The organism is Vibrio misgurnus, assembly GCF_029635775.1.
Classification (GTDB): Bacteria; Pseudomonadota; Gammaproteobacteria; order Enterobacterales; family Vibrionaceae; genus Vibrio; species Vibrio chanodichtyis.
In genome coordinates, this window is the sequence record NZ_CP113241.1 from 965,614 (window position 1) to 986,307 (window position 20,694).

The window sequence follows — 20,694 nt, forward strand, 5'->3', positions numbered from 1 at the left end:
CAGTCTAGCGTCGCTCAGTAGACTAGCCAAGCATAAAACTCATCACCCCAATAAGGATTACACGTGGAAGTTCGTCATCACTGGACGGTCGCGGAGGTTAACGCGTTACTGGATCAACCTTTTATGGATTTGCTGTTTGAAGCGCAGCAGGTGCATCGTAAGCATCATCCACACAACCATGTGCAGGTCAGCACACTGCTGTCGATCAAAACCGGTGCTTGTCCAGAGGATTGCAAATACTGCCCGCAAAGTGCTCATTATCGTACTGATGTGGAAAAAGAGCGTTTAATGGAAATCGAACGCGTGTTGGATGCGGCGCAAAAGGCCAAAAATTCAGGCTCGACCCGTTTTTGCATGGGCGCAGCGTGGAAAAACCCGAAACCGCGTGATATGCCACTGCTCAAACAGATGATCCGCGGTGTGAAAGAGATGGGGCTAGAGACCTGCATGACACTCGGTATGCTCACGCCAGATCAAGCGCAGCAGTTGGCGCAAGCTGGGCTGGATTACTACAACCATAACCTCGATACCTCACCTGAATTCTATGGCAACATCATCACCACACGAACCTACCAAGATCGCTTGGATACGTTGTCACATGTGCGTGATGCCGGGATGAAGATCTGCTCGGGTGGGATTATTGGCATGGGGGAAAGCGTCAATGACCGCGCTGGATTATTGGTTGAGCTGGCGAATTTGCCAACACAGCCTGAAAGTGTCCCGATCAATATGCTGGTTAAAGTGAAGGGCACGCCATTAGAGCAAGTGGATGATGTCGAGCCGTTTGATTTTATACGTTTGATTGCGCTGGCGCGGATCATGATGCCGAAATCCGCGGTGCGCCTGTCAGCAGGGCGTGAGCAGATGAATGAGCAGATGCAAGCGTTGTGTTTTATGGCTGGCGCCAATTCGATTTTCTATGGTTGTAAACTGCTGACCACCCCCAATCCAGCCGAAGACAGCGATATGTTGCTGTTTAAAAAGCTGGGTATTAACCGTGAATCCGTCGCGCAAAAACCTGATCAAATCACCGAAAATGAACTACTGGATCGAGTGGTTGAACGCGTAGCTGCACGTCCAACTGCCAATGATTTATTCTATGATGCCGCACTTTAAATCACGCATTACACAAGCGCTCACCCAACGTGAGCAGGGTGGGCTGACTCGCCAACTGCAACAGCTAGAGCGAAGTGGCGCGGGTGAGTTGGCTCTGTTTGATCGTCGCTACTCAAATTTTTCCAGTAACGATTATCTTGGTTTGGCCAATGATGCTCAACTGATCCAAGCTTGGCAAACCGGGTTGAGCCGTTTTGGTGCTGGCAGTGGCGCATCACCGATGGTCACGGGTTTTAGTACCGCGCATGCAGAGTTGGAGCGCGAGCTGTGTGATTGGCTGGGCTATCCGCGCGCGATTTTATTCAGCTCAGGATTTAGTGCGAATCAAGCCGTGCTGTTTACGTTGCTCGAAAAAGGCGATGTGCTGCTGCAAGATAAACTCAATCACGCTTCATTGATCGAAGCGGGCCGCTTAAGCCCTGCCACGATGCAACGTTTTAAGCACAATGATATTGATCATCTCGGTCAATTACTGCGTCAAGCTGCCAATACGTTAGTGGTCACTGAAGGGGTGTTTAGCATGGATGGCGACTGCGCACCTTTGGCACAAATCGCGGCGCTAGTGAAACCGCGCGCTTGGTTGATGGTCGATGACGCGCATGGGATTGGTGTGCTTGGCGAACAGGGCGCAGGCAGTTGCCAAGCCGCTGGCATTCAACCGAATATTTTGGTGGTCACCTTTGGCAAAGCGTTTGGCTTGGCTGGAGCGGCAGTCTTGTGCGATGCGCAAGTGGGCGATTATCTGACCCAATTTGCGCGCCATCATGTCTATTCCACCGCAATGCCTCCCGCGCAGGCGTACGCTTTAACTCAAGCGGCACGTATGATCCAAAGCCAAGCTTGGCGCAGAGAAAAGCTGGCTGAGCTGATGGCGTACTTTGATGAACAGTGTCGAGATCTTCCTGGTTTTATCGCCACTCAAACCCCGATCAAACCTTGGTTATTAGGCCGTAGTGAGCATGCGATGAGGGTCGCTGATCAGTTGAAACAGCAAGGAACTTGGGTCAGTGCGATCCGTCCACCAACGGTTGCTAAGGGTAGCGCACGGTTACGGATTACCTTGACCGCCGCCCACACTAAGCGACAAGTACAACATTTGGCGGAGCAATTAGCGGCTGTGATGGAGTTTAGAGCATGACTATTGTGGCTGAATTATGTGGTGCGGGCCAATTGAGCGCAGGATTGAAAGACAAAAGAGCGATTGCCCAAGCGTTTGGTAAAGCGGCGGCGCATTATGATCAACATGCCGCCTTTCAACGCCAAGTGGGCTGGCGTTTACTGGACAAAATGCCGACTCGGTTAGATGGGCTACAAGTGCTCGATCTTGGTTGTGGGACCGGTTATTTTTCTGCTCTATTGCGTGAGCGTGGTGCGGTGGTAATGTGTGCTGATCTTTCGTCTGTCATGCTTGAGCAAGCGCATCAACGCTGTGGTGATTGCGGCATGGATTACCAGTTGGCCGATGCTGAGCTGTTGCCTTTTATCTCCGCTCGCTTTGATATGGTGTTTTCCAGCTTAGCCTTGCAGTGGTGTGACGACTTATCCTTGCCGCTACAAGAAATTCGCCGGGTACTGAAACCTGGTGGCCAAGCATTCATTTCTACCTTGCTGGAGGGGTCGCTATTTGAATTAGAACAAGCTTGGCGCAGCGTTGATCAGCATCGTCATATCAATTCATTCATCACCAGCAATCAGGTAAACCTTGCGTTAGCGCAAGCTGAATGTATGCAACATCACTTAGACTGGGTAACCATGAGAGTTTGGTATGAGACGGCCTTTGCACTGATGCGCGATCTAAAAGGGATCGGTGCGACTCATGTCAGTGAACGTTCAACAGGGCTGATTAGCCGTCGAACGTTGGCAAAAGTGGAGTCTGCTTATCAAGCTTTCCGTAATCAACACGGTCTTGTGCCAGCCACGTATCAGGTTTGTTTAGGGGTTATTCACCGATGAAAAATGCAATTTTTATCGCAGGGACGGATACCGACGTAGGGAAAACAGTCGCATCAAAAGCGATTTTACAGGCGCTAGCAGCACACAATATCACCACGATTGGTTATAAACCTGTCGCAGCGGGAAGCGAGAAAACAGAGTTTGGTTATCGAAACTGTGATGCACTGCATCTGATGCAAGTCGCCACAGTGGCGATGCCTTATGAGGATGTCAATCCTTACCCGCTAGCCTTACCGACCTCTCCCCATATTGCCGCTAAACATGAAAATGTGACGATTGATTATGCGATATTGAGTCATAAACTGGCTCAACATCAACAACAGGCACAATTGGTCGTGGTCGAAGGTGCAGGTGGTTGGCGTGTACCAACATCCGATGCAGATTGTTTATCGAGTTGGGTTAAACAACAGCAGTTGCCGGTTATTTTGGTGGTTGGGATTAAGCTTGGCTGCCTAAGTCATGCTATTCTGACTGCTGAAGCGATCCGAGCGGATGGTTTACCACTGATTGGCTGGGTTGCCAACCGAGTCAATCCTGGCACCGAACATTATGCTGAAATCATCGAACACCTTGAAGCTCGGATCGGGGCTCCTAAACTGGGTGAAATTCCCTATATTCCGAAGGCTAAACGCCAAGAGTTGGGCAAATATATCCAGTTGCAACCTCTGTTAGCTTCTGTCACCGTCGCGTGATTTAAAATTGTAAGGCGGCTCTACACGAGCCGCCTTTTTCGTATCGGTCGGTAAACTTATCCGCCATTGCGGCGTTGATTATCTATCCCCCTTCTTACTTGAAGCTGCAGCTGTGTTGGCTACCTTCGTTCCCCCCAATTACATAGTTTGTCTATGCTCATGGGGACTCACTTGCCGCCTACCTGCAACTTCAAGTTGTTTGGGTATAGTTGGTAGAAGATTTGCTATCGAAACCCAGTAACGATTGCTGTGTATCGATAATGCGCTGTTGCAGATTTTGTGGATTAGGTGCTAACCCAAGTTGGATCCGTGCTTGTTGTTCATCAATACCTAAATGGCAGCAAAGTAAATCAATCGCCATTTGGTAGCTATTTGCTTCAACCATAAGTTTTCCTTTGCTGATGGTGAAATGGTGGTGACGTTGGCATTGTATTTTTGTCGCCCTTGATGACTTGGCGAACTCTGGCTCAAGATGACTCCTGTCTATACTCAAGTGTTTTGAGTATAGCTCAGCGTTGAGCCACTGTAGGTAAGACATTAAATGTTGCAATTTATTGCTTAACCTTGTTTTTTAAATCGAAGAACATAGGTTTATAAATAATAATAAATGATGTGTGATAAATTGGCGCATCATCCTAGTTGAGCCGTGTTGTTCGGAGAGTAAGTCATGAAACGTATTTTGTTATTCTTAGCCACCAACCTTGCTGTAATTATGGTGCTAAGTGTTGTTTTGAATATTGTGTATGCAGTGACCGGCATGCAACCAGGCAGTTTGTCTGGGCTACTGGTTATGGCGGCGGTGTTTGGTTTCGGTGGGGCTTTTATCTCGCTACTGATGTCGAAAAGTATTGCCCTGCGTTCAGTCAATGGCATGGTGATTGAAAATCCTCGTAACGAAATTGAGCACTGGCTACTACATACCGTGCGTCGCCAAGCAGAGCAAGCGGGTATTGGTATGCCAACCGTGGCGATTTATGACTCTCCCGATATCAACGCATTTGCGACCGGAGCGAAGCGTGATGATTCACTGGTCGCCGTTTCGACAGGTTTGCTGCACAACATGACGCGCGATGAAGCGGAAGCGGTTTTAGCCCACGAAGTGAGCCATATCGCTAATGGAGATATGGTGACTATGACCTTAATGCAAGGTGTGGTGAATACCTTCGTGATCTTCTTATCGCGTTTTATTGCCAATATTGTCGCTTCACGGGATTCAGAAGAAGGTCAGGGCAGTAACACCATGATTTACTTTGCGGTATCTATGGTTCTTGAGTTGGTATTTGGCTTGTTAGCCAGCTTTATTACCATGTGGTATAGCCGTCGCCGTGAGTTTTATGCCGATGCAGGTGCTGCGCAATTGGTCGGTAAGCACAAAATGATTGCCGCCCTAGAGCGCCTAAAAATGGGCCAAGAGTCGCAACTTGAAGGTTCGATGATGGCATTTGGCATCAACGGTAAGCGCTCTCTATCCGAACTGATGATGACTCACCCGCCACTCGAAAAACGGATTGCCGCACTGCGTAATCTGTAAATAAAAACTGTACTCTCTTCTTAATTTATAAAATAAAGGTCTGGCAATCATGTCAGACCTTTTTCACCTTATCAGCCAGCAGCGTGATGAATCATCAAGCCGTTTTGTTAGGCAGAGATAGGTTTGCCCACTTTTTAATCCAGCTTGTGCATAAAAACGATGGGTGTAGATTACTTGATATAGGAGTCTAGAACTTTTAACACAATGTCCATATCGACTTGACGTTGTTGTTTGTCTTCTTCAAGTACGACGTGTTCAAGTAGGTGGCCTTTAATCACTTCGCGCATCAAGCCATTAACTGCCCCTCTAATGGCCGCAATCTGCTGCAGCACATCTTGGCATTCGTGCTCCCTTTCCAGCATTTTTTTTAGCCCATTCACTTGTCCCTGTATTTTGTTTACCCGGGTTTTGAGTTTCTTTTGATCTCTGGTCGTATGTGACATGGTTTATCTTCTTTGAGTGGCTAAATGAGTGGCGCTAGCGGTAATGTAGCATTTGATTATACTGGGGGGTAGTATTGATTACTGGGGGGGGAGTATAGTTTGTTTCAAATTTGAAATGATCACTGGGAACAATAATGGATTTTGTCGAACTACTGCAGCAAGGTAATGGATGGTTCTTTATTCCTAGCGCTATTTTACTCGGTGCGCTACATGGTCTTGAGCCAGGACATTCAAAAACGATGATGGCGGCTTTTATTGTGGCGGTTAAGGGGACTGTTAAGCAGGCTGTGATGTTGGGGTTAGCCGCCACACTATCGCATACTGCTGTAGTGTGGCTAATTGCGGTTGGAGGTATGTATATCAGTCGTAAATTTACGCCTGAAGCTGTGGAGCCATGGATGCAGCTTATCTCTGGGGTAATTATTGTTTTGACTGGTTTATGGATGTTTTGGATAACATGGCGTCATCAACGAGCTTGGCATAAGGATCAGCACCATGATCATCAATGGACAAATCAAATTGTCGATACTGAGCATGGTCATACACATGACTTCGATGTGCACTTTGATAGTGATTCTTGCTCAGAATGTGATCATAAAGAGTATCAAGATGCTCATGAGCGAGCCCATGCTCTGGATATTCAAAAGCATTTTGAAAATAGAGAGGTAACGAATGGGCAAATACTTGTTTTTGGTTTAACCGGAGGGCTGATTCCATGCCCCGCAGCTATCACTATCCTACTTATTTGTTTACAGCTTAAAGCGATGATACTGGGTGCGACTTTAGTTATTTCATTTAGTATCGGCCTAGCACTGACCCTTGTTGCGGTAGGTGTTGTTGCTTCAGTCGGGGTACAAAAGGCGACATCTAGATGGCGTGGATTGAATGATGTTGCACGCCGAGCGCCCTATCTATCCGGCATATTGATTAGTGCAGTGGGTTTATACATGGGAGTATATGGTTACCTTTCACTGATGAGTTAACGTTGTTGGCTACGTTCGCTCACCCCAATCACATCGTTTGCTTATGCTGATGGAGAGTCTCTTACTTGCCGCCTACCTGCAACTCCAAGTGGTTTGGGTATAATTTCGATTGGCAATAAAGCATGCGGGTAGTGTAGTTAGTTGCCTGCTCAAGCGATTTATTTTATAGCCTTAAGTCATTAACCGCATATCGAGCGAATATTGTACAAGGCTATAAAGTCAACTATGGTTGTAATGCAGGATTAACTTCTTATCGTTGTATAACGCTAGGGATTAGCATTATGGACGTACAACATGTTGCGCGTTTTTATCAGCATATCGACAAAAAACAATTACACAAATTACCCGAAATCTACCATCACAATGTGGTATTTGAAGATCCCGCCCATCGTATTCAAGGGGTTCAAGCTCTCACTGACTATTTTGCAACGTTATATCAAAATGTTGAACGTTGTAGTTTTGTGATTGACGAGCAGTACAGCGTAGACGAGGGGGCCTTTTTAATATGGACAATGTACCTACGGCATCCCAAATTAGCCAAAGGACAACTAATTCGTGTTAATGGTGTGAGTTATTTGCGCTTTGCGGATGACAAGGTGATCTATCACCGTGATTATTTTGATATGGGACAAATGCTTTATGAGCGGTTGCCTATATTAGGGTCACTTATCCGTACCATCAAACGGAGACTAGGCCAATGAAATCGGTTTTGATCACCGGAGCGACTTCCGGGATTGGTAAACAACTGGCGCTAGATTATGCCAAAGACGGCTGGACAGTGATCGCCTGTGGGCGCAACGAACAGATTCTACAAACCCTGCATTTAGATTTCCCCAACATTTATCCGCTGGTTTTTGATGTGACCGATGATCAGGCCACCAAAATCGCATTAGCAAAATTACCTTGTCAACCACAGCTTTGGATTTTAAATGCCGGTGATTGTGAATATATCAACCAGGGCAAGATGGATAGCGCGGTAATGAGGCGGGTATTTAACGTTAATGTGCTTGGCGTTGCTACGGTTATTGAGGCGATCCAACCTCATTTAGCGCGTGGTCATCGGGTTGCGATTGTGGGCTCGATTGCAAGTGAGTTGGCGTTGCCCCGCGCACAAGCCTACGGTGCATCCAAAGCTGCAGTGGCCTATCTTGCACGTACACTGCAACTCGATTGGTATCCGCTCGGTATTCAAGTGACGACTATTTTTCCTGGCTTTGTCGCGACCCCCTTAACTCAGCGTAATACGTTTGTGATGCCAATGATTATCTCTGTCGAGCGAGCGGCCCAAGAGATCCGTTCTGGATTAGATCGAGGGTTGGCACAGATCTATTTTCCGCGACGGTTTACTTGGCTAATCCGTCTACTGGGTAGCTTACCTTATGCTTGGCAATGTCAATTAGTTCGGCGCATATTGACTGATTAATGGAGAGTTTGGATGAAGATTGCAATCATTGGTTCTGGTATTTCAGGTTTAACTTGTGGTTACTATTTGCATCGTTATCACGATATCACAATGTTTGAAGCCAATGATTATATTGGGGGGCACACCGCAACCATCGATATTGAGCTGGAGGGCAAGTCATATGCGGTGGATACCGGATTTATTGTGTATAACCAGAGAACGTATCCCAACTTTATCAAAATGATGGATGAAGTCGGGGTGCACGGTAAACCAACCCAGATGAGTTTTAGTGTACGTAACGATACCAATGGCTTGGAGTACAATGGACATACTTTGGCGACACTGTTTGCCCAAAAACGTAATTGGTTCAATCTGCGGTTCTACCGCTTTATCGCAGAAATATTGCGCTTTAATCGCTTAACGAAAGCCTGTGTAGCGCATCGACAGCTCAATGAACAAACCCTTGGTGAGTTTTTGGCTGAGCATAAGTTTGATGATTATTTTTGTGAAAACTACATTTTACCCATGGGTGCAGCGATTTGGTCTTCCTCTTTGACTGATATGCGTGCTTTCCCGCTGCTGTTTTTCGCCCGTTTTTTCCTGAACCATGGATTACTGGATGTGACTCAGCGTCCTCCGTGGTATGTGATCCCTGGTGGTTCGCGTAATTATATTCAGCCATTAACTCAAGGGTTTATCGACCGGATCCATCTTAATAGTGCGGTTAAGCAGGTGAGACGCTTAGCAACCGGGGTTGAGATTCAGGTGAATGATCACGTCGAATTTTTTGATGAAGTTATTTTTGCTTGCCACAGCGATCAGGCACTGGCGATGTTAAGTGAGCCAAGCATGAGTGAACAACAGTTACTTTCTGCTCTGACTTATCAGACCAATGAGGTTGTTTTACACACCGATAGTGCGCTACTGCCAAAATGTAAGGCCGCATGGGCGGCATGGAACTATTGGTTAAAAGGTGAGGCTGATCAACAGACACGTTTACCTGCGCTGACTTATAACATGAATATTTTGCAGCATATTCAAGCGCCACAAACGTTGTGCGTGACGCTTAATTGCAGTGAGGATATTGACCCCAATAAGGTATTAGCTCGCTTTAGCTATCATCATCCGGTGTTTTCTCACAGTGCCATTAAAGCGCAGCAGAAAAAGTCACATATTAGCGGAGTAAACCATACTTGGTACTGTGGTGCTTATTGGCACAATGGATTCCATGAGGATGGCGTACGCAGTGCATTGGATGTGGTGACTCAACTGCAAGCTTATGCACAGCGCGCTGAGCCGGGGCGTAGGGAGTCGCCGAATGTCGATATCTGATCGTAAAACCGAATGGCAAAGTTGCTTAATGATTGGTCAAGTGCGTCATCGTCGCTTTACTCCAGTGCAACATGATCTCAACTATTCTCTCTTTATGCCCTGTATTGATTTAGATGAATGGCCACAACTGGCGAGTACCGTATGGGGAATGGGTGAGCGTTGGTGGCATTGGGCACGCTTGCGGCGTGAAGACTATCTTGGTCAAGGTTCACTTAAACAAGCGGTTCTCGATAAAATTGAGCAGTTGACGGGGGAGCGAATTGAAGGGCGAGTGGTGGCTCTAATACATATGCGTTATCTCGGGATCTATTTTAGTCCGGTCAATTTTTATTATGTGCAGGATACCGATTTGCGTTGGCGTTATTTGCTTGCGGAAGTGAGCAATACGCCATGGAATGAACGGCACTATTATGCCATTTCCGCACGGGATCAAGAGCAGGCAGCTAGCCATTCGGTGATTGAAAGGCAGCATCCAAAGGCATTTCATGTTTCGCCCTTTAATCCGATTGATCAGCGGTATTGTTGGAAAATCCGACCATTAACTCGTTCTGTGCTCATCCATCTTGAGTGTCATCGCACCCATAAAGAGTTTGATGCCACTTTAGCCATGCAAGCACAACCATTGGTCACCACGAATCTATTATTTCAGTTGTTCAAAACTCCCATCATGGCGGTAAAGGTAATGGTGGGGATCTATTGGCACGCCTTTAAATTATGGCGTAAGGGTGTGCCAGTTTATCCACATCCAAAATCAGAGCACAACAATAATTAAGGAGTCTCTTGATGGTAAATAGCTCATCGATGGCAATCTCAGGTTCTTTCAGCCGCTGGCAAAAAGGTGCCCGTAGCGTTATTTATCGCGCATTATCATCGCTTGAAGGCAACTTAACGCTCGTCGAACATATTGCGGGTCAAACACAACCCCGTTGTGAGCAATTTGGCCGAGATGGATTAAATTCCATTCATGCCGTTATTGAAGTCAAGCATCCGGATTTTTATCAGCGAGTGTTAAAAGGTGGCAGTATTGCTGCCGCAGAAGCTTATATGGATGGCTGGTGGGATAGCCCTAATCTGAGTGCCTTGATGCAATTAATGGCAATCAATTTTGCGGCGTTAGATAAACTGGAAAGACAGAGTAATCGTGTTACTCAATGGCTCAATAGGTTAGCGCATTGGCTAAAACGCAACACGCTTGAGCAAGCCCAAGATAATATTCATCAACATTACGATTTGGGCAATTCGTTATACCAATTGTTTCTAGATCAGACGATGCTTTACTCTAGCGCATTATTTACACACAAACATTTTTCATTAGAGCAAGCTCAACAAGCAAAAATGCAGCGCTTGTGTGATCAGTTACAGCTTAAATCGAGTGATCATGTGTTGGAAATTGGTACGGGTTGGGGCGCAATGGCGATTTATATGGCCCAAAACTACGGTTGTAAGGTCACCACGACTACCATCTCCGAACAGCAGTTTGCATATACTCAGCAAAAAATTAGTACATTAGGTTTGCATAACCACATCACCTTACTCAAACAAGATTATCGTTTGCTGGTTGGACAATATGACAAGCTGGTTTCTATCGAGATGATCGAGGCGGTGGGTAAAGCCTTCCTACCCACATTTTTGAGCCAATGCTATGCCCTATTGAAACCGCATGGAAAAATGGCACTACAGGCGATTACCATTGCGGATCAACGCTATGTGAGTTACAGCAATAACGTTGATTTTATTCAAAAATATATCTTCCCTGGCGGGTTTTTACCTTCTATCTCTGTGCTGACAGATTTAGCGACCAAGCACACCGGATTTATTGTGCGTGATCTATTCGATATTGGGCTTGATTATGCCTTAACACTACAACATTGGCGTGAACGTTTTGAACAGCAGTTACCCAAAGTGCGTGAACTCGGTTATGACGAACGCTTTATTCGCATGTGGCATTACTATTTTTGCTACTGTGAAGGGGGCTTCTTAGCGCGCAGCATCAGCACGATTCATCTCACTTTTGAGCGAGATTAAGTCTATGTCTCTGCTATTAAGTTCCATCTGGTTTGACTTGATATGGGCAATGGCCGTATTCGGTCAGCAAAGGTGGTTATGGTTGACCTCTGGACTGGTTGTTGTGGCTTATGGATGGGCGATGATCCAGCGCCATCCCTTATTAATCAACATGGTTTGGGTCGCCTTACTCGGCATTGTGATTGATTATGGCAATCTAAGCTTGGGATTATTTATCTTTTCTGATCAACAGTTACCACTCTGGTTGGTTGCGCTATGGTTCGCATTTTCATGGTACGCGGCTTATGTAATCCCACCACTCAATCGTTATCCAAAGCCGATACTGTGTGTCGTAGGTGGTAGCTTAGGTAGTTTAAGTTATTGGGTTGGCTATCGAGCTGGTGCGGTCAGTTGGCTATCTTCACACTGGCTGGTATTGGGAGTGGTATTTTTGCAATGGCTCGCAATAACTTGGTTGTTAATCAAGGTCATGAAGTATGAAAAAACCACCAATAGTTAAATTAGTCATGCTGGCTTGTGGTATCAGTTATATCAGCATGCTGAAAGTAGCCGTCCCAGTGGAGTCCGTCACAAGTCGATGGCACGACTGGCCGATTGTTGGGCAAGCGACACTTTCTTGGATCTGGTTTGATATTTACACTGCACAACTGAGAACGCCGACCGGTCAATACCAAGAATCTCAAGATGTTTCACCACATCCGATGGCATTAGAAATTACTTATTTGCGCGCCATCAGTCGTCAGGAATTGATTGAAGCCACTCAAAATCAGTGGCGTAAGCTCGGCATTGCTTCGACGATTAGCCAAGCTTGGTTGGCCAATTTACAGCAAATTTTTCCAAATCTCTTAAGCGGAGATCGTTTGGTCTATGTTTCTGATGGAAAAGATGGAGAGTTCTTTTTTTATCGCCAGCAAGAGGATGAGCGTTCGATCGGTAAGATCAGTGATGAAGCATTTAATGATGCTTTTCTCTCGATCTGGTTATCACCACAAACTGAATATTTAATGCTACGCAATCAATTAATAGGAGTTAATCGACAATGAAACTCTGGAAAAGTGGTTTACTGCTGACTTTAGGTTGGCTGTGGGGCTGCTCGGCAGATATTCATGAATATCGCGCTGCCACACCTAAATTTGATCTATTTAATTATTTTTTAGGTACGACTCATGCGTGGGGAATGGTACAAGATTATACCAATAAGCAAACCCGACGTTTTACCGTAACGATTGAAGGCCGAGTGGAAAATGATCAACTGATCCTGGTGGAGGACTTTGTCTTTGATGATGGCGAAATGGATCAGCGGATCTGGACGATTAGTCGGACTGGAGCTGATCAGTACCAAGGCCATGCCGATGATATCGTCGGGGCTGCTCGCGGGGAAGAAGTTGGTAATGCGTTGCGCTGGCAATATGATTTTATGCTGAAACGCAACAGTAGCGAAGTATTGGTCCACTTTGATGATTGGTTGTATCGACAAGATGAAAAGCGGCTATTCAATTTAACCAAAATTCGCAAATTTGGCTTTGAGGTTGGGCGAATAACGCTATTTTTTGAAAAGCAGGAGTAAAATCAGTCACACTGAGATTTAAAAACAAGGGGAGCCTCGCGGCTCCCCTTGGTCATTTGTTTTCTCTGGTATTCAGATCACAGCTGATCGGTCATTTCAATCGCATAGCCAATGTAGCTGGCTGGAGTCATCGCTTGCAGACGCGCTTTTTCTTCAGCAGGGAGTGCTAAACCATCGATAAATTGACGCATCGCTTCGCCATCGACTCGCTTGCCACGAGTCAGCTCTTTCAGCTTCTCATAAGGCTTTTCAATGCCATAGCGGCGCATCACGGTTTGAATTGGCTCGGCCAGAACTTCCCAGTTGTGATCAAGCTCTGCCAATAGCGCAGCGCGGTTCACTTCCAGTTTGCTGATGCCTTTTAGGGTTGAGGTGTACGCGATAATGGCATAACCGACACCGACACCTAGGTTACGCAGTACGGTAGAGTCAGTCAGGTCACGCTGCCAACGAGAGATTGGCAGTTTTTGCGCTAAATGGGTAAATACCGCATTGGCGAGTCCCAAGTTGCCTTCTGAGTTTTCAAAATCAATCGGGTTGACTTTGTGTGGCATGGTTGAAGAGCCAATTTCACCTGCAATGGTTCTTTGTTTGAAGTGGCCTAAGGCAATGTAACCCCAAATATCACGATCAAAATCGATTAAGATGGTATTAAAACGGCCCACCGCTTCAAACAGTTCGGCAATATAATCATGTGGCTCAATTTGCGTGGTGTACGGATTCCAATCTACCCCTAGTGATTGGGTGATAAACTGTTCGCTGAATTGGTGCCAATCTACCGCTGGGTAAGCAGAAAGGTGTGCGTTGTAGTTACCCACTGCGCCATTGATTTTAGCCAGAATTTCTACATTAGCGATCTGCTTGTATTGGCGCTCCATACGGTAAGCCACGTTGGCCATCTCTTTACCCATGGTCGAAGGCGATGCCGGTTGCCCGTGAGTGCGAGAAAGCAGTGGAATGTCGCGGTACTCTTCGGCCAGTTTGCGAATCGCATCAATCACGTTGCGAATTTCTGGTAGGATCACGGTATCACGCGCTTCTTTAAGCATTAACGCGTGCGATGTGTTGTTAATATCTTCTGAAGTACAAGCAAAATGGATGAACTCATTGACCGCATGCAGCTCAGGCATTGCTGCCACTTTCTCTTTCAGGAAGTATTCCACCGCTTTCACATCGTGGTTGGTGGTGCGTTCAATCTCTTTGATACGCAGTGCATCCGTCTCACTGAAATTGGCGGCAATCGCATCAAGGAATTGGTTAGCTTCGGCACTGAATGCAGGCACTTCTGCGATTTCGGCAGTGGCAGCAAGTTTTTGTAACCAGCGGATTTCTACGATAGTGCGGTACTTGAGGAGACCAAATTCACTGAAGATACTGCGTAACGCAATCGTTTTACTTCCGTAGCGGCCATCGACCGGTGAAACAGCAGTCAATGCTGACAGTTCCATGTTCTTCTCCTGAATAGTGAGTTAAAGGTGTGAGTAATTCGAATAGGGGGTCATCACTTAGATTCGCGCTAACAAAATCTGCGCCTGTTCGATCATTTTTTTGCGACCAAAAATCAGGTGACGACGACGTCCACCAACCTGACGCCACAATACTGCGCAGCGGATCCCTGATAACAGTAGCGCACGTACTTTGTGCTGGTTAGTGGTGAGCTGTAACACCGATGGGGTGCCGGTGACTTGAATGCGCGGCCCGATCGGGCTTATTACATCGAGATAAATGCTGGCAAGGTTACTGATCATCTGATCATCAAATAAGTCAAAATGCTCAAGCTGACGCTCGATCATTTGAATGCGGTCACCCAGTTGGTTCATCGTATCGCGACGGCCACTTAACTTACGTTCAAGTGCCATCAGGCTGATCAAATAACGCGTAATTTCGCTACCTGCGGGCGTGCTATCAATACCTTTGACGAGACACGCCAAGCCGAGTTTGAGTTGATGTTCATGGCCGAACACGGCCAGAGTATTACTTGGGTTAGTGCAGGTAATAGCTTTTAGCGAAGTTGCAAACGCATCAGGATCACAATGGCCATTTTTGGCGATCTGTTGAACCAATGTCACTGCTTGGCACAGGCCAGCAAAAGCGAGGGTACGATCGTAAATTGCGTTAGCCACGTAAATCTCCTAAAAATTGACTATCAAATGCGCTGTTCAATAATACCGCCACCAAGGCAGACATCATCTTGATAAAATACCGCCGATTGTCCCGGAGTGACCGCCACTTGTGGTTGGTCAAACATCACTTTTATCTGATCATCACTGAGTGGGATAATGGTGCAAGCAATGTCGGTTTGGCGATAACGCGTTTTGACGCTGCAACGCAGTGGCTCGGTGATCGGCATGCGGTTAACCCAATGCAGTTGCGAAGCAATCAAACCCTGCGATTGCAATAGTGGATGATCGGCACCTTGTACCGCAATCAATACATTGCGCTTGAGATCTTTGTCTGCCACATACCATGGCTGCTCACTACACTCTTTCATTCCACCAATATGCAGACCTTTACGCTGTCCGAGCGTGTGATACATCAAACCTTGATGTTCGCCAATCACTTTACCTTCCGGAGTCTCAATTTTACCTGGTTGAGCCGGTAAATAGCGAGCTAAGAAGTCGGTAAACTTGCGCTCACCGATAAAACAGATCCCAGTCGAATCTTTCTTTTTCGCGGTGATCAGCCCTTGTTCTTCGGCAATGCGGCGTACTTCCGGTTTTTCCAGATCGCCGACAGGGAACAGGCTGCGCGCTACCTGCTCATGACTGAGTGTATAAAGGAAGTAACTTTGATCTTTATTGCTGTCTAAGCCGCGCAGCATTTGTGGTTTTTCACCTGCAGACGGGAAGGTGCGTCGCACATAGTGGCCCATCGCGATGTAATCGGCATCAAGCACTTCATCAGCAAATTCTAAGAAGGCTTTAAATTTGATCTCTTTATTGCACAGAATATCTGGGTTAGGAGTACGGCCTGCTTTATATTCGGCCAAGAAGTACTCAAACACGTTATCCCAATATTCGGCTGCAAAGTTAATGGTATGCAGTGGAATGTTGAGCTTATCGCACACCGCCTGAGCATCGGCTAAATCTTCTGCTGCAGTGCAATATTCTTCGTTATCGTCTTCTTCCCAGTTTTTCATAAACAGGCCTTCCACTTGGTAACCCTGCTGTTTGAGAAGATAGGCTGAAACAGAGGAATCAACCCCTCCAGACATACCGACAATCACTTTTTTTTGGCTGTTTGCGTGCTCTACAGACATCACTTATCTACCACTCAATTAACTTGGAGCAAGATTCTAACAGAAAGAATTTTTCGAGGACAGATCCGCGACCGCAATCACACTTCACTGGCATTGGTTACAATGCTACTAACTCATTGAATCTCTTGTGCTACCAGTGCTATTGAAAAGTTTTCAAATAAAAACCACACGGAGCAAACGTTTGCTATTTTTTCCTCAGTTGCTGCACTACCAGCAGCACGGTAGAATCGGCGCTCTTTTTCTCCTTGACCTCAAGTAACCTTTATGAAATTTCCTGGCCAACGCAAATCTAAGCATTATTTTCCAGTTCATGCGCGTGACCCTTTGGTCATTCAAGCGCAAGAAAATAAGAAGATGACGCGCACGCATATTATCGGTATTGATCAAACTCTGGTGGATATTGAGGCCAAGGTTGATTCAGCTCTGATCGAGCGTTATGGCTTGAGTAAAGGGCATTCATTAGTGATTGATGATCAGACGGCAGAAGCGCTGTATAACGAATTAAAACATCATGGTTTAATTACTAATGAGTATGCGGGTGGTACCATCGGCAATACGCTACATAACTACTCTGTATTGGCTGATGATCGTTCGACGTTACTTGGGGTAATGAGCCAGGATATTAAAATTGGCAGTTATGGCTATCGTTATTTGTGCAACACTTCTAGTCGTGTGGATCTTAACTATTTACAAGGTGTTGATGGTGCTATCGGTCGCTGTTTTGCGTTGATCACCGAAGAGGGTGAACGCACTTTCGCGATCAGCGAAGGGCAAATGAACCAATTACGCCCAGAAAATATTCCAGAAAAAATATTTGCCAGTGCCTCCGCTTTAGTGATTACTGCTTATTTAGTGCGCTGTAAATCTGGCGATCCGATGCCAGAGGCGACCATGCGTGCCATTGAGTATGCAAAAAAACATGATGTGCCAGTGGTATTAACTTTAGGTACAAAATTTGTAATTCAAGATGATCCACAATTTTGGCAAGAATTTTTACGTGAACATGTCACTGTAGTGGCGATGAACGAGGACGAGGCTTTAGCACTCACCGGTGAAAGTGATCCGCTAGCCGCTTCAGATAAGGCCTTGGATTGGGTCGATTTAGTGCTGTGTACGGCTGGGCCTGTGGGTTTATTTATGGCCGGATACACGGAAGATTCCGCGAAACGTCAAACCTCGTTACCATTATTACCGGGTTCAGTGGCAGAATTTAACCGCTATGAATTTAGTCGCCCAGTGCGTAAAGAGAGTTGTATCAATCCTATTCGGGTTTATTCGCACATTTCGCCGTATATGGGTGGACCAGAGAAGATAAAAAATACTAATGGTGCTGGAGATGCAGCATTATCAGCTTTATTACACGATATGGCGGCCAATAAATATCATAAAGAAAATGTGCCTAACTCGAGCAAGCATCAACATGAATTTTTGACTTATTCTTCTTTTTCTCAGGTGTGTAAATATTCTAACCGTGCGAGTTATGAAGTATTGGCACAACATTCTCCTCGTTTATCGCGCGGGCTTCCTGAGCGTGAAGATAGCCTCGAAGAGGCGTATTGGGAACGATAATAAAAAAGGCTCCATTTCGGAGCCTTTTTTATAACTAAATGCTTTGGAATAGTTACTTTGCAATTAAATAGCAAAAACGTCCAAAGATTTACCCGCATCGAGTGCTTTTTGAATCGCTAAAGGTGTGCGACCTTGGCCTGTCCAAGTTTTCTCTTCACCATTAGTGTCGATATACTTGTATTTAGCAGGACGAGGTGCGCGTTTGCCTTTGCTGCTTTTGGCTTTCATTTTGGTTTCGCCAGACAGCGCAGAAATAAGCGCTTCTAGGTCAATGCCATCTTTTGCCATTTGTTCTGCAATCGCTGCTAATTTCGCATCTTGCTCAGCACGAGCTGCCATTTCTTCCGCTTCAGCTTCTTTACGCTCTTGAACGACGGTCGTTAATTTATCTAACGCTTCTTCAAGTTGCTCAAAAGTTAGCTCGCGTGCATAAGCACGTAGGCTACGAATATTTAATAAAGTCTTAGTGATTTCCGACATTACCATTTCCTGTTCACAAATTGGATACGAGTTAATATTAAACCTAGCTTATTATTCTGACAAGTTATTCGCTGTAAATAATAATTCAAAATAGTAAGAAAGTAAAAATATAAAAATTATTGAGTAAAAGAAGGTAAAGAACCGTCGTCGCTGTGATTTGTTGATCATCGATTATGCATATAAACATGGTTGCCTGATACTTATCACACCAGTAAATAATATATATGCGATATATCCAGCCTCCGGTTTTTTTTATGAAACGAGTCTCTAATAAGTGATTGATTTGCGAGCCGTAACACGAATTTTTCCACGCGAAAGCTAGTTGCATTGCGATTTTTGTTCAGTAAAATAACCACTACCTAATGCGAAAAGCATCTTTGAATGAGCCAAATGAATGGGTCTGATAAGATGGGGGTTTCGCCGTAGAGGCGCGATTACGAAGAGTATCCACAATTGGGGTGATGCCAATCAATGGTGGAGAAAGGCGTTGTCGCCGAAGTCAACTTGCCGATCACAGCAGTTGGCTGGGGTTGCATCAAATAGGTGTAACACTGCCATAGTCTATATTTTTGTTAAACTATGGAGCGCTACTGTAGGGTTGGGTGAAGTGTTCGCTTCCCTTTCGCTTAGTTCAACATAAATTAAGTGGACATGAAGTCGCTTAATTTGTCTGCAGTAGATCTCTAACCATTTTTTACTGGTTTAGGAAGATCATGAATTTAATCGATTTTGCTTCTTCGCCACTCTCTGTTTTACCACCACTGGTAGCATTGAGTCTGGCTATTATTACTCGTCGCGTACTCCTGTCACTCGGAGTGGGTATTTTCTTAGGTGCTTTACTGTTAGCGGATTATGCGCTCGGCCAATCAGCACAATATATTGCGACTCGAGTCGGCAGTGTATTTATCGAAGATGGTGCGATTAATGCGTGGAATATGAGCATTGTTGGCTTTTTACTGCTGCTGGGCATGATGACCGCTTTATTGACCCTGTCGGGCGGGACGCATGCTTTTGCTCAGTGGGCTCAAGTTCGAGTAAAAAGTAAACGCGGCTCTCAATTATTGGCGGCATTTTTAGGCGTATTCATTTTTGTGGATGACTACTTTAATAGCCTCGCGGTGGGGTCAATTTCTCGCCCAGTGACGGACCGTTTCTACGTTTCTCGCGCCAAATTAGCTTATATCCTAGACTCTACTGCCGCGCCGATGTGTGTTGTGATGCCCGCCTCAAGTTGGGGTGCTTACATTATGACCATTATTGGCGGTATTTTGGTGGCGCACGGGATCGAAGAGTATTCTGCGTTAGGTGCCTATCTACGTTTAGTACCGATGAACTTCTATGCGATCTTTGCGTTGCTGATGGTATTTGTTGTGGTGTGGTTCAAAATCGACGTTGGCCAGATGCGCAAACATGAAATTGCAGCCTCTCAAGGACGGGGATTTGATGAAGATCCGAGTACCGATGCGCCATCGGCTCATCAACTTAATGAAGAGCTCGATATTGAACAAAGCCCGCGTGGCAGTGTATTAGATCTGGTATTGCCGATTGTGTTTTTAGTAGTGGCGACGATCAGTGCCATGATTTGGACTGGCGCGAGCGCGTTAACTGAAAGTGGCAAACCATTTGATATTTTTGGTGCTTTTGAAAATACCGATGTAGGTACCTCACTGGTTTATGGTGGCCTAGTCGGTTTGGCGATGGCGTTTATTACTGTACTACGTCAAAAGCTGCCAGTTAAGCAAGTGGCCAATACCTTGTGGATCGGCGCAAAATCGATGTTTGGTGCGATTTTGATCCTCATCTTTGCATGGACGATTGGTTCGGTGATTGGTGATATGAAAACCGGTACTTATCTCTCTTCATTGGTGCAAGGCAACATTCAACCTTACTGGTTACCGGTGATTCTGTTTGTTCTGTCTGGTGCGATGGCATTCTCGACCGGAACATCATGGGGCACATTTGGTATTATGCTGCCGATTGCGGGTGATATGGCTGGTGCAACCGATGTGGCCTTAATGCTACCGATGTTGGGTGCGGTATTAGCCGGATCGGTATTTGGTGATCACTGCTCGCCGATTTCAGATACGACCATTTTGTCATCGACGGGTGCACGCTGTCACCATATCGATCACGTTGCTACTCAGTTGCCTTACGCATTAGCGGTGGCTTTAGTTTCTGCGATTGGTTATGTGGTACTCGGTATCTTCGCTTCATTGTGGTTGGCGTTAGCGGCGGCATCGGTCAGCTTTGTGTTGATCTGCTTAGTTCTTACTGTACTCTCGAAAACCAAATTGAGTAAGCAAGTGTCGGTATAATCGACTTAATTCGCTTGTGTTACGAGG

At 45.8% G+C, this 20,694-nt stretch carries 22 protein-coding genes and 1 riboswitch; of the genes, 16 read left to right on the plus strand and 6 right to left on the minus strand.

The genetic code is table 11. The annotated features are described in order from the left end of the window. Nucleotides 1-63: 63 nt before the first annotated feature. From bioB to bioD, 4 genes are read left to right on the plus strand one after another with little or no spacing between them, the layout of a single operon-like run. Nucleotides 64-1,116: a biotin synthase BioB gene (bioB, locus tag OOK74_RS04640; RefSeq protein ID WP_274722068.1), complete on the plus strand. Its 1,053-nt coding sequence runs from the start codon at nt 64-66 to the stop codon at nt 1,114-1,116. After that, entirely contained in the window at nt 1,100-2,254 is a 1,155-nt protein-coding gene (gene bioF / locus OOK74_RS04645) for an 8-amino-7-oxononanoate synthase (protein WP_274722067.1), read from the plus strand. The genes bioB and bioF overlap by 17 nt, the downstream gene beginning before the upstream one ends. Beyond that, on the plus strand, nt 2,251-3,069 hold the full coding sequence (bioC, locus tag OOK74_RS04650) for a malonyl-ACP O-methyltransferase BioC (protein ID WP_274722066.1): 819 nt from the start codon (nt 2,251-2,253) through the stop codon (nt 3,067-3,069). The genes bioF and bioC overlap by 4 nt, the downstream gene beginning before the upstream one ends. Continuing rightward, a complete protein-coding gene (gene bioD / locus OOK74_RS04655) occupies nt 3,066-3,761 on the plus strand; it encodes a dethiobiotin synthase (RefSeq protein WP_274722065.1) in 696 nt (231 codons plus the stop codon). The genes bioC and bioD overlap by 4 nt, the downstream gene beginning before the upstream one ends. 190 nt (nt 3,762-3,951) lie before the next feature. Here the strand turns inward: bioD and OOK74_RS04660 are convergent, their stop codons facing one another. Further along, complete coding sequence (locus OOK74_RS04660) at nt 3,952-4,146, minus strand: hypothetical protein (RefSeq protein WP_274722064.1); 195 nt, start codon at nt 4,144-4,146, stop codon at nt 3,952-3,954. A 282-nt stretch (nt 4,147-4,428) separates the two neighbouring features. Between OOK74_RS04660 and htpX the strand changes: the two genes are divergently transcribed. Beyond that, nucleotides 4,429-5,292, plus strand: coding sequence for a protease HtpX (gene htpX / locus OOK74_RS04665; RefSeq protein ID WP_274722063.1), 864 nt, complete (start codon nt 4,429-4,431; stop codon nt 5,290-5,292). A 170-nt stretch (nt 5,293-5,462) separates the two neighbouring features. On the opposite strand, the gene rcnR is transcribed toward htpX, so the two are convergent. Then, the gene (rcnR, locus tag OOK74_RS04670) at nt 5,463-5,735 is read right to left on the minus strand and encodes a Ni(II)/Co(II)-binding transcriptional repressor RcnR (RefSeq protein ID WP_274722061.1); all 273 of its coding nucleotides are present in this window, start codon (nt 5,733-5,735) and stop codon (nt 5,463-5,465) included. Nucleotides 5,736-5,869: 134 nt separating this feature from the next. On the opposite strand from rcnR, the gene OOK74_RS04675 reads away from it, so the two are divergent. From OOK74_RS04675 to OOK74_RS04715, 9 genes are all read left to right on the plus strand, one after another. Next, complete coding sequence (locus tag OOK74_RS04675; RefSeq protein ID WP_274722060.1) at nt 5,870-6,718, plus strand: nickel/cobalt efflux protein RcnA; 849 nt, start codon at nt 5,870-5,872, stop codon at nt 6,716-6,718. Nucleotides 6,719-6,999: 281 nt separating this feature from the next. After that, a complete protein-coding gene (locus tag OOK74_RS04680; protein WP_274722059.1) occupies nt 7,000-7,419 on the plus strand; it encodes a nuclear transport factor 2 family protein in 420 nt (139 codons plus the stop codon). Continuing rightward, the gene (locus OOK74_RS04685) at nt 7,416-8,141 is read left to right on the plus strand and encodes an SDR family oxidoreductase (protein WP_274722058.1); all 726 of its coding nucleotides are present in this window, start codon (nt 7,416-7,418) and stop codon (nt 8,139-8,141) included. Before OOK74_RS04680 ends, OOK74_RS04685 begins: the two co-directional genes overlap by 4 nt. A 12-nt stretch (nt 8,142-8,153) precedes the next feature. Further along, nucleotides 8,154-9,452, plus strand: coding sequence for an NAD(P)/FAD-dependent oxidoreductase (locus OOK74_RS04690; protein WP_274722057.1), 1,299 nt, complete (start codon nt 8,154-8,156; stop codon nt 9,450-9,452). Then, complete coding sequence (locus OOK74_RS04695) at nt 9,439-10,224, plus strand: DUF1365 domain-containing protein (RefSeq protein ID WP_274722056.1); 786 nt, start codon at nt 9,439-9,441, stop codon at nt 10,222-10,224. Before OOK74_RS04690 ends, OOK74_RS04695 begins: the two co-directional genes overlap by 14 nt. Nucleotides 10,225-10,235: 11 nt before the next feature. Then, on the plus strand, nt 10,236-11,477 hold the full coding sequence (locus tag OOK74_RS04700; protein ID WP_278183184.1) for an SAM-dependent methyltransferase: 1,242 nt from the start codon (nt 10,236-10,238) through the stop codon (nt 11,475-11,477). Between the two features lie 4 nt (nt 11,478-11,481). Further along, nucleotides 11,482-11,976, plus strand: coding sequence for a DUF2878 domain-containing protein (locus OOK74_RS04705; protein ID WP_274722054.1), 495 nt, complete (start codon nt 11,482-11,484; stop codon nt 11,974-11,976). Between the two features lie 7 nt (nt 11,977-11,983). Beyond that, entirely contained in the window at nt 11,984-12,520 is a 537-nt protein-coding gene (locus tag OOK74_RS04710; RefSeq protein ID WP_274722109.1) for a chalcone isomerase family protein, read from the plus strand. Continuing rightward, a complete protein-coding gene (locus tag OOK74_RS04715) occupies nt 12,517-13,044 on the plus strand; it encodes a DUF3833 domain-containing protein (protein ID WP_166013202.1) in 528 nt (175 codons plus the stop codon). The genes OOK74_RS04710 and OOK74_RS04715 overlap by 4 nt, the downstream gene beginning before the upstream one ends. A gap of 77 nt (nt 13,045-13,121) precedes the next feature. Here OOK74_RS04715 and purB read toward each other — a convergent pair whose 3' ends face one another. The 3 genes from purB to mnmA are packed head-to-tail and all read right to left on the minus strand — an operon-like array spanning nt 13,122 to nt 16,303. Further along, nucleotides 13,122-14,492, minus strand: coding sequence for an adenylosuccinate lyase (purB, locus tag OOK74_RS04720; protein ID WP_274722053.1), 1,371 nt, complete (start codon nt 14,490-14,492; stop codon nt 13,122-13,124). A 57-nt stretch (nt 14,493-14,549) separates the two neighbouring features. Continuing rightward, a complete protein-coding gene (gene hflD / locus OOK74_RS04725) occupies nt 14,550-15,167 on the minus strand; it encodes a high frequency lysogenization protein HflD (protein WP_274722052.1) in 618 nt (205 codons plus the stop codon). A gap of 23 nt (nt 15,168-15,190) precedes the next feature. Further along, nucleotides 15,191-16,303, minus strand: coding sequence for a tRNA 2-thiouridine(34) synthase MnmA (gene mnmA / locus OOK74_RS04730; RefSeq protein ID WP_278183185.1), 1,113 nt, complete (start codon nt 16,301-16,303; stop codon nt 15,191-15,193). Nucleotides 16,304-16,567: 264 nt separating this feature from the next. On the opposite strand from mnmA, the gene OOK74_RS04735 reads away from it, so the two are divergent. After that, a complete protein-coding gene (locus OOK74_RS04735) occupies nt 16,568-17,872 on the plus strand; it encodes an inosine/guanosine kinase (protein WP_277206734.1) in 1,305 nt (434 codons plus the stop codon). Nucleotides 17,873-17,935: 63 nt separating this feature from the next. Here the strand turns inward: OOK74_RS04735 and OOK74_RS04740 are convergent, their stop codons facing one another. Further along, on the minus strand, nt 17,936-18,352 hold the full coding sequence (locus tag OOK74_RS04740) for an H-NS family histone-like protein (RefSeq protein WP_274722049.1): 417 nt from the start codon (nt 18,350-18,352) through the stop codon (nt 17,936-17,938). A 415-nt stretch (nt 18,353-18,767) separates the two neighbouring features. Beyond that, nucleotides 18,768-18,950: riboswitch (Lysine riboswitch) on the plus strand. 115 nt (nt 18,951-19,065) lie between these two features. Between OOK74_RS04740 and OOK74_RS04745 the strand changes: the two genes are divergently transcribed. Beyond that, complete coding sequence (locus OOK74_RS04745; protein WP_278183186.1) at nt 19,066-20,667, plus strand: Na+/H+ antiporter NhaC family protein; 1,602 nt, start codon at nt 19,066-19,068, stop codon at nt 20,665-20,667. The last annotated feature ends 27 nt before the right edge of the window (nt 20,668-20,694 follow it).

Coding starts and splice junctions, on each gene's coding strand:
- rcnR (WP_274722061.1), bottom strand. CDS start 5,735: ATGTCACATACGACCAGAGATCAAAAGAAACTCAAAACCCGGGTAAAC.
- purB (WP_274722053.1), bottom strand. CDS start 14,492: ATGGAACTGTCAGCATTGACTGCTGTTTCACCGGTCGATGGCCGCTAC.
- OOK74_RS04690 (WP_274722057.1), top strand. CDS start 8,154: ATGAAGATTGCAATCATTGGTTCTGGTATTTCAGGTTTAACTTGTGGT.
- bioC (WP_274722066.1), top strand. CDS start 2,251: ATGACTATTGTGGCTGAATTATGTGGTGCGGGCCAATTGAGCGCAGGA.
- OOK74_RS04745 (WP_278183186.1), top strand. CDS start 19,066: ATGAATTTAATCGATTTTGCTTCTTCGCCACTCTCTGTTTTACCACCA.
- OOK74_RS04710 (WP_274722109.1), top strand. CDS start 11,984: ATGCTGGCTTGTGGTATCAGTTATATCAGCATGCTGAAAGTAGCCGTC.
- OOK74_RS04705 (WP_274722054.1), top strand. CDS start 11,482: ATGTCTCTGCTATTAAGTTCCATCTGGTTTGACTTGATATGGGCAATG.
- OOK74_RS04740 (WP_274722049.1), bottom strand. CDS start 18,352: ATGTCGGAAATCACTAAGACTTTATTAAATATTCGTAGCCTACGTGCT.
- OOK74_RS04685 (WP_274722058.1), top strand. CDS start 7,416: ATGAAATCGGTTTTGATCACCGGAGCGACTTCCGGGATTGGTAAACAA.
- OOK74_RS04695 (WP_274722056.1), top strand. CDS start 9,439: ATGTCGATATCTGATCGTAAAACCGAATGGCAAAGTTGCTTAATGATT.
- OOK74_RS04735 (WP_277206734.1), top strand. CDS start 16,568: ATGAAATTTCCTGGCCAACGCAAATCTAAGCATTATTTTCCAGTTCAT.
- OOK74_RS04715 (WP_166013202.1), top strand. CDS start 12,517: ATGAAACTCTGGAAAAGTGGTTTACTGCTGACTTTAGGTTGGCTGTGG.
- mnmA (WP_278183185.1), bottom strand. CDS start 16,303: ATGTCTGTAGAGCACGCAAACAGCCAAAAAAAAGTGATTGTCGGTATG.
- OOK74_RS04660 (WP_274722064.1), bottom strand. CDS start 4,146: ATGGTTGAAGCAAATAGCTACCAAATGGCGATTGATTTACTTTGCTGC.
- bioF (WP_274722067.1), top strand. CDS start 1,100: ATGATGCCGCACTTTAAATCACGCATTACACAAGCGCTCACCCAACGT.
- bioD (WP_274722065.1), top strand. CDS start 3,066: ATGAAAAATGCAATTTTTATCGCAGGGACGGATACCGACGTAGGGAAA.
- OOK74_RS04675 (WP_274722060.1), top strand. CDS start 5,870: ATGGATTTTGTCGAACTACTGCAGCAAGGTAATGGATGGTTCTTTATT.
- OOK74_RS04700 (WP_278183184.1), top strand. CDS start 10,236: ATGGTAAATAGCTCATCGATGGCAATCTCAGGTTCTTTCAGCCGCTGG.
- htpX (WP_274722063.1), top strand. CDS start 4,429: ATGAAACGTATTTTGTTATTCTTAGCCACCAACCTTGCTGTAATTATG.
- OOK74_RS04680 (WP_274722059.1), top strand. CDS start 7,000: ATGGACGTACAACATGTTGCGCGTTTTTATCAGCATATCGACAAAAAA.